This is a genomic window from Nocardia sp. NPDC049190, from assembly GCF_040648115.1.
Classification (GTDB): domain Bacteria; phylum Actinomycetota; class Actinomycetes; order Mycobacteriales; family Mycobacteriaceae; genus Nocardia.
This window is the reverse complement of sequence record NZ_JBEZDE010000039.1, coordinates 1-17,090: the sequence shown is the minus strand read 5'-3', so window position 1 is coordinate 17,090 and position 17,090 is coordinate 1. Positions and strand designations below refer to the sequence as shown.

The 17,090-nt window shown below is 63.7% G+C and carries 14 protein-coding genes, 1 tRNA gene and 1 pseudogene; 8 read left to right on the top strand and 8 right to left on the bottom strand.

Annotation, left to right across the window (positions count from 1 at the left end):
* Nucleotides 1-160: 160 nt before the first annotated feature.
* Genes AB0B25_RS26295 through AB0B25_RS26285 form a run of 3 tightly spaced genes read left to right on the top strand, consistent with a single transcriptional unit; the run spans nt 161 to nt 3,086 of the window.
* Nucleotides 161-376, top strand: a complete 216-nt coding sequence (locus tag AB0B25_RS26295) for a ferredoxin (RefSeq protein ID WP_357184622.1) — start codon at nt 161-163, stop codon at nt 374-376.
* The gene (locus tag AB0B25_RS26290) at nt 373-1,812 is read left to right on the top strand and encodes an FAD-dependent oxidoreductase (RefSeq protein WP_357184619.1); all 1,440 of its coding nucleotides are present in this window, start codon (nt 373-375) and stop codon (nt 1,810-1,812) included. The genes AB0B25_RS26295 and AB0B25_RS26290 overlap by 4 nt, the downstream gene beginning before the upstream one ends.
* A complete protein-coding gene (locus tag AB0B25_RS26285; RefSeq protein ID WP_357184616.1) occupies nt 1,809-3,086 on the top strand; it encodes a cytochrome P450 in 1,278 nt (425 codons plus the stop codon). The genes AB0B25_RS26290 and AB0B25_RS26285 overlap by 4 nt, the downstream gene beginning before the upstream one ends.
* Before the next feature lie 29 nt (nt 3,087-3,115).
* Here AB0B25_RS26285 and AB0B25_RS26280 read toward each other — a convergent pair whose 3' ends face one another.
* Nucleotides 3,116-3,628: a hypothetical protein gene (locus AB0B25_RS26280; RefSeq protein WP_357184613.1), complete on the bottom strand. Its 513-nt coding sequence runs from the start codon at nt 3,626-3,628 to the stop codon at nt 3,116-3,118.
* Nucleotides 3,629-4,188: 560 nt separating this feature from the next.
* Here AB0B25_RS26280 and AB0B25_RS26275 point away from each other — a divergent pair.
* Together AB0B25_RS26275 and AB0B25_RS26270 are read left to right on the top strand one after the other, a co-directional pair.
* Nucleotides 4,189-5,193, top strand: a complete 1,005-nt coding sequence (locus AB0B25_RS26275) for a zinc-binding dehydrogenase (protein ID WP_357184610.1) — start codon at nt 4,189-4,191, stop codon at nt 5,191-5,193.
* Between the two features lie 63 nt (nt 5,194-5,256).
* The gene (locus AB0B25_RS26270; protein ID WP_357184607.1) at nt 5,257-5,418 is read left to right on the top strand and encodes a hypothetical protein; all 162 of its coding nucleotides are present in this window, start codon (nt 5,257-5,259) and stop codon (nt 5,416-5,418) included.
* 6 nt (nt 5,419-5,424) lie between these two features.
* Here AB0B25_RS26270 and AB0B25_RS26265 read toward each other — a convergent pair whose 3' ends face one another.
* Entirely contained in the window at nt 5,425-5,856 is a 432-nt protein-coding gene (locus AB0B25_RS26265; RefSeq protein WP_357184604.1) for a nitroreductase/quinone reductase family protein, read from the bottom strand.
* 118 nt (nt 5,857-5,974) lie between these two features.
* Here AB0B25_RS26265 and AB0B25_RS26260 point away from each other — a divergent pair.
* The 3 genes from AB0B25_RS26260 to AB0B25_RS26250 all read left to right on the top strand — a co-directional run bounded on the left by AB0B25_RS26260 (nt 5,975) and on the right by AB0B25_RS26250 (nt 7,562).
* Nucleotides 5,975-6,048, top strand: a tRNA-Ile gene (locus AB0B25_RS26260).
* A gap of 97 nt (nt 6,049-6,145) precedes the next feature.
* The gene (locus tag AB0B25_RS26255) at nt 6,146-7,078 is read left to right on the top strand and encodes a tyrosine-type recombinase/integrase (RefSeq protein ID WP_357184602.1); all 933 of its coding nucleotides are present in this window, start codon (nt 6,146-6,148) and stop codon (nt 7,076-7,078) included.
* A 46-nt stretch (nt 7,079-7,124) separates the two neighbouring features.
* Nucleotides 7,125-7,562: an HD domain-containing protein gene (locus tag AB0B25_RS26250; protein WP_357184599.1), complete on the top strand. Its 438-nt coding sequence runs from the start codon at nt 7,125-7,127 to the stop codon at nt 7,560-7,562.
* A gap of 210 nt (nt 7,563-7,772) precedes the next feature.
* Here the strand turns inward: AB0B25_RS26250 and AB0B25_RS26245 are convergent, their stop codons facing one another.
* The 6 genes and pseudogenes from AB0B25_RS26245 to AB0B25_RS26220 form a co-directional block, all read right to left on the bottom strand.
* A complete protein-coding gene (locus tag AB0B25_RS26245; RefSeq protein WP_357184596.1) occupies nt 7,773-8,372 on the bottom strand; it encodes a recombinase family protein in 600 nt (199 codons plus the stop codon).
* Between the two features lie 258 nt (nt 8,373-8,630).
* Entirely contained in the window at nt 8,631-9,131 is a 501-nt protein-coding gene (locus tag AB0B25_RS26240) for a type VII secretion system-associated protein (protein ID WP_357184680.1), read from the bottom strand.
* A 47-nt stretch (nt 9,132-9,178) separates the two neighbouring features.
* A complete protein-coding gene (locus AB0B25_RS26235) occupies nt 9,179-10,171 on the bottom strand; it encodes a hypothetical protein (RefSeq protein WP_357184593.1) in 993 nt (330 codons plus the stop codon).
* Nucleotides 10,172-10,704: 533 nt separating this feature from the next.
* Nucleotides 10,705-13,648: pseudogene (locus AB0B25_RS26230) on the bottom strand (Tn3 family transposase).
* Nucleotides 13,649-13,929: 281 nt separating this feature from the next.
* Nucleotides 13,930-14,640, bottom strand: a complete 711-nt coding sequence (locus AB0B25_RS26225) for an inositol monophosphatase family protein (protein WP_357184677.1) — start codon at nt 14,638-14,640, stop codon at nt 13,930-13,932.
* A gap of 130 nt (nt 14,641-14,770) precedes the next feature.
* Nucleotides 14,771-15,997: a DUF5919 domain-containing protein gene (locus AB0B25_RS26220; protein ID WP_357184590.1), complete on the bottom strand. Its 1,227-nt coding sequence runs from the start codon at nt 15,995-15,997 to the stop codon at nt 14,771-14,773.
* Between the last annotated feature and the right edge of the window lie 1,093 nt (nt 15,998-17,090).

The window sequence follows — 17,090 nt, the reverse complement described above, 5'->3', positions numbered from 1 at the left end:
TGGTCATCCGGGAAAGCCGCTGCTCACTCGAGTGCCGGTGACGGGCGGAACCCATATTTTCCGGCGCCCGGCGTAAGATCAAGAACGTTGGTGCACGGTCGGTGTTCGCCGATCTGCGACCGGGGTGGCCGCGAGGAAGCGGCTCACAAGGGAGCTGAGTGTGCGCATCGTGGTGGATCTGAACAAGTGTCAGGGATACGCGCAGTGTGTCCCGCTGGCGCCCGATGTGCTGAAACTGCTCGGTGACGAGGCGCTCGCGTACGACCCCAACCCTGATGAATCACAACGCCAGAGGGTGCTGCGGGCTGTGGCGGCCTGCCCGGTGCAGGCGATCATCGTGGAGAGGTACACCCCCGATGCGGAAGATTCGCGGTGAGCACCGCGGCGTTGCTCACCGAGCTGGTGGCGACGTTTCGCGCGGAGGGGCGTATCGTGATCGTCGGCGCCTCGCTGGCTGGTCTGCGTGCCGCGGAAGCACTGCGGGAACGTGGTTTTCGCGGCAGGCTGACGCTGATCGGGGACGAGCCGTACGAACCCTATGATCGTCCACCGCTGTCGAAGCAGGTGCTGCAAGGGTGGGTCGGGGCCGATCGCACCAAACTTCCGCGGCTGCGGGCCGTAGCTGCCGAGTGGCGGCTGGGGGTCGCCGCCACCGGGCTGGACCGGGTCAACCGCCGAGTGCTGCTGGCCGATGGGGACACGGTCGACTACGACCGACTGTTGATCGCCACCGGGGTACGAGCACGGTCGTGGTTCAACCCCCGAGAAGGTGCGCTCGAGGGCGTTTTCACGCTGCGCACCTGCGATGACGCGGCACGTCTACAGACCGCGCTGCACGCCGGCCCGCGGCGGGTCCTGATCGTCGGGTCGGGATTCGTGGGATCGGAGATGGCCTCCGCGTGTTGCGCATTGGAGCTGCCGGTGACCGTCGCGGAACGCGCGAACGGGCCGCTGGTCGGCGCGCTGGGCGGGGTGATCGGTGATATCGCCGCCGACATGCAGCGCGATGCGGGCGTCGACCTACGCACCGGGGTCGCGGTCGAGGCACTCGAGGCCGACAGCGGCGGCCACGTGCGGCGGGCTCGGTTTTCCGATGGAACCGATGTCGATGTCGATGTCGTGGTCGCTTCGCTGGGGTCGATCCGCAACGTCGAGTGGCTCGAGGGCGCCGGGCTGGCCAGCGGGTTCTGGGGCGTGGGGTGCGACGCCGGTTGCCGCGCGTTCGACGTCAACGGCGTGGTGACCGACAACATCTTCGTGGCCGGGGACGTCGCGCGCGCCCCGCACGTGCTCTACGAATACCAGTTCATCGCCATGGAGCACTGGGGCAACGCGGTGTCCGGAGCGCAGGTAGCCGCCAACAATATGATCAGCCTGCAGGCCGAGCGGTGCGCGCACCTTCCGCTGCCGATGTTCTGGTCGGCCCAGTTCGGAGTCAACATCAAGGGCGTGGGCGTGTGCTCGTTCGGCGACGAGATCGTGTTCACTCGGGGTTCGCCTGACCAGCGCCGCTTCGCCGCCGCCTACGGCCGTCGGGGACGCATCGTCGGCGCGGTGACATTCGACCACGGCAAATGGTTGGACTATTACGGTGCTCTGATCGAGCGGTCGGCGCCATTCCCGCCGCCACCGCCCGGGTCCGACCGGCCGGTGCAGACGGCACCGATCCCGGCGCGCTTCCCGGATCCGCGCGTGCCCACCGAGCTTCCGACCGTTGTGCTCACCGGCTACGACCCGACCTCGCGCGAAGCCGAGTTCCGTCAGCCACGCCGACATCAGACGCCGCCGCCCGTCGAATCGAGGAGATCATGACCGCACAGACGGCGTGGGCGGCAGCGATGACCTACGACAACCGCTCCGATCCGTACCCGTTCTTCGCCGAGTTGCGCAGAACTCCCGTCGTGCAGGTGGCCGACGATGTCTACGTCGTCACCGGCTACCGCGAGCTGCTCGCCCTGGCGCACGATCCGCGGATCAGTTCCGACATCAGCCGCAGCCCGCTCGTAGCCCACTTGACAGCTGGCGCCGAACCGGCCGCGGGCGGCGCGGAATCGCAGGCGCCCGGCAGCCGTCGACCGAGCATCATCGTGTCCGATCCGCCGGATCATGACCGAGCCCGCCGGCAATTGCTGCGTCACTTCGGCCCGCCGCACTCGCCCGACCTGATCGCGAGTACGGAGCCCGGCATCATCACGTTGTGCAACAGGCTGCTGGATGACATCAAGACCCGCGAGTCGACCGGGTTCGATGTGGTCGACGACTACGCCTACCCCGTTCCGGTGACCGTGATCTGCACAATCCTCGGGATCCCCCTTGCGGACGAACCAACCTTTCATCTCTGGATACGTGACCTGTTGACGGGTGTGGATCTGGGCCCGGATGGCGCCACCGACGAAGGAAGGGCTCGCGCGGCACGAGGCCGCGCCGCCGCCTCGGCATTGCGGCACTACCTCGCCGAGCTGCTCGAACGGTACCGTCGCCAGCCCGGAGATGGCCTGCTGTCGAACCTGATCAATGACACCGACGGGCCGGACGGTCCGATGTCATTGGAGGAAGCGATCTCCAACGCGCAGCTGTTGTTCGTCGCCGGCCACGACTCCACGGTCAACACCATCGCCAACTGTGTGATGACGCTGCTGCGTAACCCCGGCTCGTTCGAACTGCTGCGGCAGCGCCCGGAACTGATCCCACGCGCCATCGAGGAAGTCCAGCGACTCCAGTCGGCCGTGCAGTTCTTTCCCAGCCGCAGCGCCACCGACGACATCGAGATCGCCGGCACGGTAATCCCGAAGGGTGCGGCGGTGCATCTGATGTACAGCGCAGCCAATCGCGACCCCGCCCGTTTCGCCGACCCGGACCAATTCGACCCCGAACGCCCCGACAACGAGCACCTCGGCTGGGGCAGCGGTATCCATATCTGCATGGGCGGCCCGCTCGCGCGCCTGGAAGTCAACCTCGCATTGGAAACGTTCCTGCGCCGGGTGCGGGGCCCGCGCTTGGTGAAGGATCCACCGCCCTATCGCCGAAGCCATATTTTCCGCGGACCCTTGCACCTCATGATCGACGTCGACCGCATCGTCGACTGAGGCCACCTCATTTTCCGCCGCGCGGGTGCTCACCCGCGGCCGTGAGTGGTCCTGGCGAGTTCGGCGCGGACGGCTTCGACTCGCTCGGCCTCGATGCCCCACGGGTGGTCGACGCCGACCCGGCGGTCCAGATCCCACAGCACGCACTCCTCGCCCGGCGCGGCCACCAGCGACCACGCCACGACGGTGCGGCCCAGTTGCTGTGCCATGGCGCGGTGTGCGTGGTTCGGCGGCCCAGCGCCTTCCGGAAAGTGGTGGAGGAAGCGGCCGTAGGCCGCCGCGCAGAACTCGGCGTAGAGTTGCGTGCACAGGATGAAGCCGTGCCATGCTTCGTCGACCGCGTGCGACGGCATCCCGATCACCTGATCATCGCGCATCGCGGCGCCGCAGCAGACCAACCACTGCCGCAACCCCTTCGCCACCAGCTCATGTGGCTGCCACGGGCAGGTCTTGTAGACGGCCGCAGGGAACTCCAACGCGTCGACCACGGAGCGGACAGTCACCAAGTCGACCCCGGACCGGCGGAAGCTGAAGAACACCACGGTTCACTGTATGCGTATGCCGGCCTGCCTCTACCGTTTTGATATGAGTGCGGCAGTCATCCTCGTGTTCATCCTGTTGATCGTGGCGGTGCCCGTCACGGTGGTGTTGGTCGTGCTCCGCGCGCAACGCACTCGGTACGCTCCGCCGACGGATGGGCGCGCGGTGCATCGTGGCGGAGGGTATTTCAGCGGCGGATCCGATACTTCGAATCCGTTCTGGGCGGCAGGTGGGGCGGGTTTGGTCGGCGGCTACGACCCGAATCAGGCGAATGGCTGTGGCGGGGGCTGGAATCCCGGCGATGGGGGCAGTCACCATCACCATGGCGGCAATTGCAGTGGGGGAGCCTGGGGTTGTGGTGGGGGAGCTGGAGGCTGCGGTGGCGGCAGCAGTTGCGGTGGTGGAAGTAGCAGTAGTTGCGGTGGTGGAAGTAGTAACTGTGGTGGCGGCAGTAGCAGCAGCTGTGGGGGAGGGTCCTGATGATCACGGCTTGACCTCAACTGGTCTTCAGGTTCGATGCTGGTCGCTGTCCGATGTGGCAACGAACGATGGAGGCAGTGCTATGCGGGTTATGCGGGCTGTGCAAGCAAAGGAATTCGGTGGACCGGAAGTGCTCGCGGTGCGCGAACTGCCGGAACCGGTGGCCGGGCCGGGCGAGGTAGTAGTCGACGTTGCGGCCGCCGACGTGATGTTCCTGGACACCCGGCTGCGCGGCGGCTGGGGTGCCGATTTCTTCTCGATCGACCCGCCGTACGTGCCGGGCGGAGCGATCGCGGGCGTGGTCGCTGCGGTCGGCCCGGACGTCGATCCGGTCTGGGTGGGAAGGCGGGTGTCCACCGCGACCGCGGCCAGCGGGATCGGCGGCGGCTCACCCATCGGCGGATACGCGGAGAAAGCGCTGGCCAAGGCGGACACGCTGGTCACGGTGCCCGACGCGCTGAGCCTGCCGCAGGCCGTCGCACTCGCACACGACGGCAAGACCGCGTTCGCGGTGTTCGACCATGCCGCGGTGCAGCCGGGGGAGTGGGTGCTGATCACCGCGGCCGGGGGCGGGTTGGGAACTCTGCTGATCCAGCTCGCCCGCGCAGCCGGCGCGAACGTAATCGCCGCCGCACGTGGCGCCGCGAAACTCGAGCTGGCGGCACGACTGGGGGCGACCGCCGTCGTCGACTACTCCGAACCCGATTGGTCGGCAAAGGCGCGCGCCGCCACCAGGGGAGAAGGTGTCCAGGTCGTCTTCGACGGCGCGGGTGGCAGCCTCGGCGAGGCCGCGCTCGCGGTAGCGGCGGACGCCGGCCGGTTCCTCGGATACGGCGCCGCCGCAGGCGAATTCGCCGGAGTCGATCGCGCGGCCGCGGAGGCCCGTGGCATCGCTGTGTATGGGCTGTTCGACATCACCGGCGCCGACATCGACTGGCATGCGCTCGCCGAACGCGCCCACGCCGAGGCCGCCGCGGGTCACCTGGAGGTCGTCATCGGTCAGACGTTTCCGCTCGAGCAAGCCGACCGGGCGCACGCCGCCATCGAATCCCGGGCAGCGATAGGGCGCACTTTGTTAACAGTGTGAACTACCCCGCAACTGGCGAATCGTCGTAGTGCGCGGTGTCTGCGACGGCGCTAGGGTGCCTGCGTGGAAACTCTGATCGTCGTCGGTGTCGTCATCGTAGTCCTCGGTATCGTCATCGCAGTTGTGCAGTTCGCGAGCCGGCCGCCGAAGGATCCCGAGTCCTGGGACGATGCCGACGCCGAGGACTACGAGGACGACTGGGACGAGGACTACCGCGACGACTGAGCCCGCTCAGTCGACCGGGGTCAGCACAACGACCGCGATGGGCCGCTTGGTCAGCTTCTGATAGGCGCTGTAGCGGCCGTGGTTCACCTTGTCGACGATCGCCCATCGCCGCGTGTAGTCCGGATCATCCGGCATCGTTGCTCGCGCCAGCACCGACAGTTTCCGCCGCCCGACCTGAATCTCGCACTCCGGCTGCGCCTTCAGATTCGCCAACCACCCCGGCGGTCGCGGCGACCCGCCATTGGACGCGGTCACCAGATAGTCGGCGCCATCGCGTCCGTACGTCAGCGCCGCGGTCCGCGACATGCCGGTCTTGCGCCCCACGGTCCGCAGCAGTAACGTCGGATTTCCCAGCAGCAGCCGATGCCCCACCAGCCCACCGCTGCATTCGTACACCCACTGATGGACCTTCAGCGCCTTCGTGAAGAGATTGGCCATGTCTGACCCTCCAGTAAGTTTGCTGGACCAGGACATCGTAAGCGGGCCCCGCTCCGACTGGTCTCCACCCCACTCCAACCGGTAGCATCCCCAAGGCTCGCGGAATCACCCGCGACGAGGGGCGGTAGCTCAGTCGGTTAGAGCCGTGGACTCATAATCCATTGGTCGCGGGTTCGAGCCCCGCCCGCCCCACAAACACTATCTGATCAGCGGAAACGCTGAATTCGACAGCCGAGTTGGTCCAGAACAGCGCTCCGACAGCAATGTATTTTGCCGGTAGAATCCGGACATGGGGCTGGATCTGGACGACATTCGAGAGCTTGCGGAGGACTTCGCGACGGAGCTACGTCGCAGGAACCGGAGCAAGCAGACCATCGACGGCTACCTCACCCGAATCAGGTACTTCGCCGACTTCCTCGAGCAGCGCGAGCTGCCGACCACGGCACCCGACATCACCCGCGCCCATATCGGCGGCTATATCGAAGATCTGCTCACACGGCCGAACCAGCGAACCGGGGCGCCGTTGTCGCCGGAGTACGCACGCGGCCAGTATCGGTCGCTGCAACAGTTTTTCAAATACCTCGCGGCCGAGGAGATCATCGACGCGAATCCCTTCGACAAGATGAGCCCGCCGGCGGTGCCTGAGCAGAGGGTGCCGGTACCGAGCATGGACGCGGTGAAGGCTCTGCTCACCGAGTGTGATGGCACCGAATTCGCTGACAGACGAGACAACGCGATCATTCGGATGTTCGCCGATACCGGGATGCGGTGTGGCGAACTCGCGCCGCTCGAGGTGGAATCTCTGGACTTCAATGAGAACACCGTGCTGGTGATTGGCAAAGGTGGCCGGCCGCGGACATGTCCGTTCGGCGACAAGACCCGAACGGCACTGCGGAGGTACCTCCGCGTTCGGGCGAAGCATTCGGGCGCGAAGAATGACAATCCTGCGCTCTGGCTTGGATATCGCGGCTCGATGACCGACTCCGGTATACGGCAGATGCTCGAACGCCGTTGCGACGCTGCGGGTATCGAGGGACTTCACCCGCATCAGCTCCGCCACTTCTTCGCCCACACCTGGCTCGACAGCGGCGGCCAGGAACAGGACCTGATGATGCTCGCGGGGTGGCGGTCACGGCAGATGCTGGCACGTTACGGCGCCGCGGTGGCGGACAGCCGGGCGAAGTCCGCGCACCGCCGGGCGCGACTGGGCGACAAACTATAGTCGCAGCTTCCCGCCGCTCGTCGTGCGCCGCAGCTACGGTGTTCTCGTGACTGACGACCTGGTCGGTTGGGCCGAGAAAACCGCACGTGAATATTTGCGAGATCTGCCGCGGCGGTTGAGTCATGTTGAGGGTGTAGTCCGTCGCGCCGAACTTGTCGTCGACTTGGTGGACAACGCGGAGATGTTGGTGGCTGCTGCATGGCTGCACGACGTGGGGTACAGCGCCGCCATTGCACATACCGGGTTCCATCCGGTTGATGGCGCAGAGCTTCTGCGACGGGAGCGCGCGCCCCTCCGGCTATGCGCGCTCGTTGCGAACCACTCGTGCGCACACGTTGAAGGTCGCCGCCGACGCATTGACATCGGATGGCCTGACGAACGCAGCCTGCTACGGGATGCCTTGTGGTGGGCGGACATAACCACAACGCCGACAGGCGGGGTTACTGATGTGCGTTCCCGGATTGACGAGGCCCAGGAATCCTGAAGCTGTCATGAGCCGCAAAGTAGATCCGGCGCTTTGGTTGGTTCGGGGGTGGCAGATGTGTCGGTGTTCGGCGGTTGCGTTGATCGGCAGTGTCATTCGCGGTGGCAAATTTGGGGGATACGGTAGTGCCGAAGTCGAACGGGACCAGCTGGGATGCAGGGGAAGCCTGCCGGGGCTTGTTGTAGGCCTGGCCAATGATCCGAGTGTCGGTTATCCGGTGGGCGCTTGGGTGGGGTGGGGCTCGAGGGCGCGGTAGAGGGTGGAGCGGCCGATCTTGAGGTGTTTGGCGATGGCGGTGACCGACTCGCCGCGTTTGCGGCGGGCGATGGCGATGGTGTCGGGGTCCACTGCTGGGGGGCGTCCGCCTTTGCGGCCTTGGGCTGCTGCGGCGGCCAGGCCGTCGAGGGTGCGCTCGCGGATCAGTTCGCGTTCCATTTCGGCGGCCATGGCCGCGACCATGAACAGCATCTTCTCGGCCATGGTCTGGCCGTTGGGTTTGTGCAGGCCGGCGCAGATGCCGGTGAGGATGTGCAGGTTGACCTCGCGGGCGTGCAGCTGGTCCTCGAGCAGGACGAGGAGTTCCTTCATCGAGCGCGCGACCCGGTCCGGCTTGTAGATCACGAGTGTGTCGCCGGGCTTGAGCATGGCCAGTGTGGTGCGCAGCTTCGGTCGGTCGCCGCGCGTGCTGGCGGTCTCCACGATGACCTCGCGGCAGTCGGCCTCGGCCAGTGCATCGAGTTGGAGTTGGTGATCCTGTGATCGTCCGGACACCCTGGCGTAGCCGATCCGGACGGTGTTGGTGCGCGCCATCCCCGGATCGTCCCGCAAACTGTCCCGGAACTCAACGTCGGGCACCGGGTTGCGGGATGCATTCCGGGACGGCTCGTCGTGGGCTTTCGCGACTGCCCGTCGGTCGTCCCGGATTCGACCGATATCGGGACGACCACTCAGCCCGCCCGGTCAAGATCTCCGCACCAAACTCAACTTCAGCAGGGGCCAAACGTCAGTTTCACAAGATCGTTGGTCACCGGCCAGTACGGAACCGTGTTGGCGCGATGCCGCGCCAACCTACTGAATCGCGTCAGTGACAATCCGAAACTGGTGATTGCCGCCCGCGTTGAACAAGATATCGAGGCCGGCGGGTACGACCTTGGGCAGTTGGGCACCGAGGATGGATCGCCAGCGCGGCAATTTCGAGTGTTGTTTGTGAATTTCGGCGGTGACGACGAGTACGCATGGCACATCATCCGGGGCCGTACCGACACACAGCTGGCCTTGGTCGTCGCACCCGATCTGAACGACGGTATCCTTCAGTGTTTGGATGATCTGTTCGGCGCAGTTCTCGCCGTTGGTGATCAGTCGCAGTAGGGCATCAATGGGGTCGGTCGGGATCGAGTTGTTAGCGGGGATATAGCGTGGATTCGATTGGAACGGACCGAGACTGCCGTCCTTGTCGAGCCGCCAGCCTCCTACGATGACCTCGGCTGGGGGGTCACTGGGCGAACCTTCGGATTGCCAAGTGGGATCGAGGAGAACAAACCAGTCAGCTCGTCGGACAGCACCGGGCATCGGTTCCACGATGAAATCCTTTCAGTTGCGACGACGAGGTCGCGGACTCATGGTGCGGGAAATTGTTCGAATAGGGGTAAGGGTGTCCCGGCCGCGTCGTACTTCTGTACGACCGCGAGTTGGGCGAGGTTGTTGTTGTCGGTGTTGGGCAAGATGACATCTCCGTTAGCACCGTAGATGTTCCCTGTCACCGCACCGTCTTGGTGGAGGCGCTCGGCGGCTGCCCGGGCCGCTGAGCCGCCCGGCAGCGCCGACTCGCACGAGAGCATCACCACGGATGCTCCCGGATTTGCTCCCGCTGCTTGAGCAAAGTGCTTATCGGTGGACAACAGCCGACCGTAGGTCTCACCGTCGATGTGTAAGTTCATCCATTTCGGCCGCAGCCACGAGCCCTTGTTGACGCTGACGACGAATTGCTCCGGGTTGGCATGTGCCCAGGCATAGATCGGCAGTCTGCCCGATGTCATGATGTCATCGATCCATGGCGCATCCTGCGGTTCCCCGTAATCAAACCATCGGCCTCCTTCGCCGGTTGGAGGCGGGATCTCGTGGGCGGGAACCACCGCGAAATCGCTGCCTTTCGCCTTGATCCCTGCCACATCTATCTCGCTGGAAGCCCACGCCGGCACCCCCTTCTCGTCGGTGGGTTTGCTGGGAAACGCGGTGCCGATCACTCGTCCATCGGCGCCTTTGAGCGGGATGCTCTTGACCTCACGAGGGGTGAACGACACCATTTTGCCCTCACCGATACCAGCGAATCCACCCGCCGAACCGCTCTTCTCGGAGCTGGAGCGTGCGATCAGAACCGAAGCGCCGCTGTCAGCGGAAGCGAGCCGCTCCGCGCTGCCTCCGCCAGCGTCCAATTCACCGCGGAACCCCTTGTCGGCGTCGGAAAATCGTTGGGCTGCATCCTCGGCTTTACGAGCGATGGGCCCGATGCCGTGTTCGGCATCGGCCCTTGCGAGCCGCGTAATGCTGTTGCTCACGTCTCTAGCGGCTTGGAGCGCTGCCCGCGCAATCTCACCGGATCGGATCAGCAAAACAATGCCCTCGGCGCAACTCGTGCGCGGTCCTACTCCAGCAGCCGGAGACTGTGGTGGCTGCCCGCTCCAGTACGACAGCAACAACATCGGTCCAACGGGTCACCGTCACGGCAACACTCATGGGCGTATTCCTGGTACCTCAGTCTCAGTTCGGGCGGAACTCGATGCATGTTCGTGTCGTCGCACCACACCAGCGACGCGACCAGTCACATCCTGGTCCGCCGGAGCCAGTCGACCTTCCATCCCTTGGGAATATCGACGTCACACGCATCTCTTGATGCGAAACCCGCCGTCAGCATGTGCGGCCGGCCAGCGCCATCAGCCCTGGCGTGCGAGCCTGAAACCTGGGGCCGTCAGCCCGGGCTGGTTGGGAACAGGGCGCGTGGCTCGAGGTCCAGGTGGGTGACCGGCTCGGCGTCGGGTGGGGTGAGGTTGAGTACCCAGTCGCCGAAGCGGCGGATCGTGCTGGTGGTGTACGGGGTGATGGTGGCCAGGCCGGTTGCGACTACCCGTAACGCTGAAACCCGCTGCTATGCGGCCTGCCTGGCTAGGTCGAGGCGACGGTTCATATCCAGCAAGAACCGTCCGTAGGGGTTGATGCTGGACCAGAACAGTCCCGACAGGGCGCGGCGCTCGTTGTCTCCCATGAGGTTACGGAACTCCGGGTCTTGCAGCACCCGTTGCAGCAGCAGGGTGTTGATGTGGACCAGCGATGATTGCAGCAGGTGCAGTGCGAGCATGGACACCTCGGTGTGCTCGCGGTCCGGGCCGGTCAATGCGCCGTCTTTGCCGTAGTAGATGACGCCGTTGCCGGAGTTCCAGTTCTCCACCACCTGCAACCCGCTGTGGATCTCGTGACGCAGCTCCTCGGAGCTGAGGTATTCGCAGGCGAAGATGGTGCGCACCGCGCGGCCGAGTTCTTCGAGGGCCTGGTAGGTGGGGTGTTTCGGGCCGCCGCGGGTGAACCGGCGCAGGATCGACTCCGACTCGGCGGTGCCCAGCCGCAGCGCGGTCGCGTACTTGACCATCTGGTCGTACTGCTGGGCGATCAGATCCCAGCGGATCGGGCGGCTCAGCACCGGCCCGAGATTGCCGTAGGCGGCGTTGTCGTCGGGTCGGTACAGCCGGATGTGGCCGATGTTCTTCAACCTGGGCAACAGCCGAAACCCCAGCAGCTCGGTGAACGCGAACCCGACGATGTTCGCGCCATGGGTATCGACATAGTTGGATTCGATCTCGGCATCGGTGCAATGCCGCAGCAGGCCCTCGATCATCGACGCCACCTCCGACGACGAACACGACTTCAGCTGCGAATAGATGCAGACCCGGTTGCGCTCGACGTGCCAGTAGATCCATCACCCCGGCCCCGCCGTAGCGCTGGTGATACTCGGTCATGAAGTTCGACTCCCACGACCCGAACTTCTTCGAATTACTCGCGCACGCCGTCCCCTGGCCCCACCACTGCGGATCCCGGTCGGCGAACGTCGCGTTGACCAGCTTGACGATCGCCCGGCGCATGTTGTCGCGGGTTACGAAGTGCCGCCGCACATGCCGCAACGTGGCTTCGGTCTCCTCGTGCTCGCCGGTATTCACGATGGCCTTGATACCCATGTTGGTGCCCAACGCGAACAGCACCAGCAGCAACCGCCGCCGCAGCGTGTCGCGGTCCATCGACTCACGCGAGGCCACCGACACGAACTCCATGGAGAAGTCGGTCAGGAAGTCGGCTTCCTTCAACACGTCGAGCAGGTCGATCGTGCCCCAGCGACGGGCTACCTCGTCCTTGATCGCGGTCAGGTTCTCCGGCTCGACCAGTTTGTCCAGCTTCGGCACCGAGATCCACGGCTCGCCACGGCGCTTGGTGATCCGCACCCCGCCGGTACTCCCCTCGATCAGGCCCCTGTCCAACCCTTCCAGCCCGGCCGTCATCCGTGCGCGCAGATCAGTGATGAACTCGGTCGCATCCAGCGGCTGACGCAGCGCGGCGTAATGGACCTCGCGGGCCTGCTCGAAATCACCCGGCAGGTCGTCTTCCGGGTTGCGCCACCGGTTGCCGCCCTCGACGTAGATTTCGCGCCGGCGCAGCGCGTCACGCAACGCGACCAGCACGCACAGCTCGTACGGGATGCGCTCGACCCGGTCGCGGTCGTCGACCACGGCTTCACGCCAAGCTTTCGGGACCACGCCGTCCAACGGCACCAGGGCGTGCTGGTCGTAGAAGCGGACCTTGCCGTCGATCGTGGCATAGCGCGCCAACAGTTCCATCGCCACCATCACCGGCCGGTAGGCGGTGTTGTTGCACCGCAAGTCCAGCGCGGCCAGCAGCGGCGGCAGCATCCGCCGGTAGTGATTGGAGTACGAGCTGCGCAGCACCGTGCGGACCCGCTCCTGGAATACCTGCTCATTGGCCTTGGCTTCGGTGACCAGCTCCCGCAGCGTTTTCTCCCCGACCACCGGGAACAGTGCCTTGCGCACGATGTCGTCGGGGTGCTCCACGGCAGCCTCCGCCAGCTTGAACAGGATTCCCTCCTTCCCCCGGACCCGCCGCAGATCCTCGGTCAGCTCGCGCTCCACCCGCCGATCTGCGCGGGTATTGATCCGCAACACCAGACTGATCAGCAGATCCACCAGGGCGTCGGTGATCTCCGAAGACCGCATCCAGCACAGCACCGCCAGCAGCGTCAGCCGGACCGGCTCCGGGGCGTCGCGCAGGTCTGACGGGAACATCCGCGCCGCGCGTGCCCGCCAGGCGTCGACAAGTTTTTCGCTGGCATCGGCGAACAGCTCCGCCGGCAGCTTCAGCGAACGGACCGCGGTCAGCTTCTCGATCTCTCGCAGCAGCGTCTCCAGGCTGACCTTGCCGGGGTCGGACTTCAACTCCGCCAACAGATTCCGGCCGCTCGCCAACGCAGGGGCGGTCTCGGCGACCAGCTCGTTGAGAGCCTGGACCGACGCCGCACTCAGACGCGACATCGTGCGGGCGCAGAATCGCTGATCGAACGTCGATCGCGCCGAACCCACCAGTCGATCGATCCGGCCGGGTGTCGGCGGCTCCAACTTCTCGGCCCGACACCGCACCAGCACAGCCTCGCGCAGCCGGTCCTCACGCAACTCGACCGGGCACATCTCCTCAGCCAACCAGCCGATCAGCTGATCCTCGTCGCTGACAGCGAATTCCCGAAACCCGAAAGCAGCACGAACCTGGGCACGGTGATACTCGATCGTCCGGCCCGACCACCGATACGAGGCGAACAGCGCCGGATCGACCTTCACCTGCTCGGCGACGTAGCTCACCACCGCAGGCGGCACCTCCGCCGCCGCACGAGGGAACCTCGCCTCGATCTCGAAGAACTTCAGCAATAGCGCGAACCCGAGCCTGGTAGCTCCCGACTTGTTGCCCACCAACCGCCAGTCGTTCTTGCCGATCAGCGTCCACGACCCGACCAGATCCTCAGGCGACCACTCCAACTGCACGAAACGAAACCGTAAGGCCGATCAACAGTTACCCGCGCGTCCTACTTTGCGGCTCATGACAGCTTCAGGATTCCTGGGCCGACGAGGTTCGACAGCGGTACGGGCCAGAACATGTCGTAGCGGCGTCGGTTACCGAGGCCGAGCCGGACCTGTTAGCAGCGGCCGAAAGGGTCGAATCTGCATACCGCCGCGCGTTGGGGTGAGGTAAGGCGCTTCGCTGGCACTTACTGCGCAGCCTATGCGAAGCGCAATAGAGAGGAATCGGCGAAAGGCTGCGGGCGTCAGTGCTCGCTCTGAGAATCGAGGCCGTTACGTCCGTGATGCTCATTTTCGACGCTGGCAATTAGACGCACCAGTTGACGAGATATCGCGGGATTGGCAGCGATGGTATGGCGCGCGTGGGCAGTATGATCACTGCCATCGGAATCAGTGACTATCGCGCCACTTTCGCGGGCGATAAGTACACCAGCCGCAGTATCCCATGGATTATTCGACATGATGATGCAACCGTCTGTCCGCCCCTCGGCTACCCACGCCAGATCGAGCGCTGCGGACCCGAACATTCGTACTCGTTCCACGTTGGCGGCTAGGGCGGATGTCAACGAGATGCGCTGTGCATTCTTGTAACGTGCGTTCGCCCCGACAGCGTAGTCGCCGATAGAAACGATGGAATTGTGCAGCTGCTCGCCGCGACCGGTAGTGATCGGCTTCTCATTTGCGAAGGCGCCGCGCCTCTGCATTGCGAAGTACTCAAGGCCGAGGAAAGGTGCGTTGATAACGCCCATTATCGGACTTCCATCTTGGAGGAGTGCAAGTGAGACCGCACATAGCGGTATGCCATGGATAAAGTTGGATGTGCCATCGATCGGGTCTAGAACCCATGCCAATCCTGAAACGCGTTGGCCGAGGTCGAGCTCTTGGGTAGACTCCTCGCCTACGAATCTAATGTCGGGCGTCTTTGCTTCGAGAATTTGGCTGAGTGTGCGCTCGATCGTAACGTCGAGTTCAGTGACAAGTCTCTCTCGCTTTTCGCGGACACTTTTCCCGGATCGGCTGTTGACAGAAGGTGTGCACCTTCGGCAGCTGCTCTCCGCGCGATTTCGAGGAGCTTGTCATTGTCACTCACCCGGTTACCGTCTCTCTTCCGTCGTTCCACATGCTCTCGAAGACCGTTGCGAACGTATTGAAGATACCGTCTGTGTTCGACTTGCGTGCTACGAAGGTGGGCGACTCGACACCGCGGGCTTGAGGAAGATAGGGCTGCATGACGCAGAGTTCTTCGTCGACGATCGTGATGTTGAAGCGGACAGGCGCGTCGCACGTCCGTATCTGAATAGCTCCGAGTGCATCATCGCGAACGCGTCGCTGGACACGTTGCAAGCCGCGAATGTTCAAGTCTGTCAAGCTTGACAGAACACCTGTCGTGTGGCCTTCCTCGGCTTCGCGTTGGCCTATGTAAGTTCCAGTGGGATCGAGAAACAAGCATCGTTGAGCATAGCGCTCGCGAATTCTGTGGTCATCGTTACCGGATGTGACAGACGTTCTGGATAACAATCTTCTCGGAAAGGAACGATCTAGCTGCTGTGACGCTTTTGAATGTCCCGCGAGCGCTTGTTTAAGTACGCTGATCAATTCTTCGGAATATTCTGATATTGTGGATTTTTGATAGCCTGACTTGCGTATATCAGCGTTTCGGCGAACTGGCGCGTTTGTAAGGAGTCGTTGTGTTGCGATAAGCCTAACAGGTGCCGAATGGAGAAATTTTACAAATTCCGCTGGAGGATCTCCGGTTTCCTGTCGGCGCATGCGACGCATTCGTGAGGACGCATGTCGGTACCGTTCCATGAGCTCAATATCATCTACGACTTCTCCATCATCAGTGTCCACCCATCGACCGCCTTCGATGGGTGTCCATGATGTCGCAGATTCGAGATATTCGCGCAGATTCCGATGAAAGGTGCGACGTTCGAATTCCCAAGTGACCGGCATTAGTGCATATGGCTGTTCTAGTATTGCTTCGAACTTGAATCCATCAGGATCTTCCCTCGATATATCAATTGCCGAATCATGTGATTGAGTGCGCTGAATTATGAATCTGGTATCGTCATCGTAGGCGAGTTCGAGTCGGTCGAAAGGTATCTCTGCTAGGTTCGCAAAGCGCATGCTCGATGCGAAGTCGATAAGCTCAAGAAATTTCGTTTTGCCGATTCCGTTTGGGCCATATATTAATACGAAGGGCCAGGATTGCGGGAAATCGACCTGGTGATCGAAATCGTCCAGTAGACCTTTAACAGTCGCTCGAACTATCTTCGGCATTCGTTCAACGCCCCTTCTTCCTGCCGACGCCACCTTGGAGTCCTCAGCCGAGTAGTAGTGTCCCCTATCTGCGGCGAGGTCACGGTAAGATGACGCAAACCTATGTCGGGCTCACCTGTCGTCACCCCAACGGTTCCGAGGGGTGGCACCCAACGTCTGGGCGTATTCTCCGGGGCTGCTGCCTCTGCGACAACGGGGCGAGGATCAAGAGGCTGGGCGATTCCATGCCTGGCGAATGTGGATGTGTCTCATGGACCACACCCGGCGGCTGGCGCACGCACGGCGTCGAGCCAGCCGGGCAGATACGAGCGCTCGTCGACGAGCTCAGGATCCACGAGGCCAAATTCTCCGACAGGCTCTAAGATCACCGGGGCTATTTTCGACACCAATGTATTTTGTCAAGTTGCCCACCGGTGACCGGTGTTTTCACTGGTCAGGACAGGGTCGAGGCTCTTTGATCTCATAAGCCAGCGCTACAGTCCGGGATCGCGCGGCTGGAGGCCACGGAAGAGCATCCGCTCGCCGCGGGGGCAGGCGGCCCGAGAGGGCCAGGGTGCATCGGTGACCGTCGGCGGGTTGGCTGCGGCCACAGGCAGGTGGACCGATCCCAGCGCCGTGTAGCGAGACCTGCAGCAACGTCTCTGAGCTGGCGGTGGAGCGTGAATGTTGACAAGTCTCCCGGACCCTTTGATCCGTAGGCACAGGCAGCAAGCGAGACCTGGCGTGACACAGTGCGATTCCCACGTTTCCAATGTGGCCGAGGTACGCGGTTGTCGTCGTCGTTGTCGTCGCACAGCCGGTGGACCAACTTGACCCCCAGGTCGGTCAGGGCTCCAACGTGCCTTAAAAATGGTCATTTTGGATAGTTTGCGTAATGGCTTCGACCAGCATGTCGTTGCGATATGTTCATAGCTTGTGGTCCCGTTCTGGTCCCGCCCTTGGAGTCCCCTACGCATGTTCAGACAAGCGATCCGAGTCATCCTGGGCCGTCCCCCATAGATGAGGCCGCTCGGTATTAGAGTCCTTGTTTGGCCTGGTGAGGGCCGAGAAGGGACACTGAGGGACATGGCAGGACGCAAGCGGCATTCCGCGGAGGACATCGTGCGGAAGCTGCGCCGTGCCGACG

Excerpts from the sequence above, each read along its gene's own strand:
- AB0B25_RS26285 (WP_357184616.1), top strand. The coding sequence starts at position 1,809 with ATGACCGCACAGACGGCGTGGGCGGCAGCGATGACCTACGACAACCGC.
- AB0B25_RS26275 (WP_357184610.1), top strand. The coding sequence starts at position 4,189 with ATGCGGGTTATGCGGGCTGTGCAAGCAAAGGAATTCGGTGGACCGGAA.
- AB0B25_RS26265 (WP_357184604.1), bottom strand. The coding sequence starts at position 5,856 with ATGGCCAATCTCTTCACGAAGGCGCTGAAGGTCCATCAGTGGGTGTAC.
- AB0B25_RS26255 (WP_357184602.1), top strand. The coding sequence starts at position 6,146 with ATGGGGCTGGATCTGGACGACATTCGAGAGCTTGCGGAGGACTTCGCG.
- AB0B25_RS26245 (WP_357184596.1), bottom strand. The coding sequence starts at position 8,372 with ATGGCGCGCACCAACACCGTCCGGATCGGCTACGCCAGGGTGTCCGGA.
- AB0B25_RS26240 (WP_357184680.1), bottom strand. The coding sequence starts at position 9,131 with ATGCCCGGTGCTGTCCGACGAGCTGACTGGTTTGTTCTCCTCGATCCC.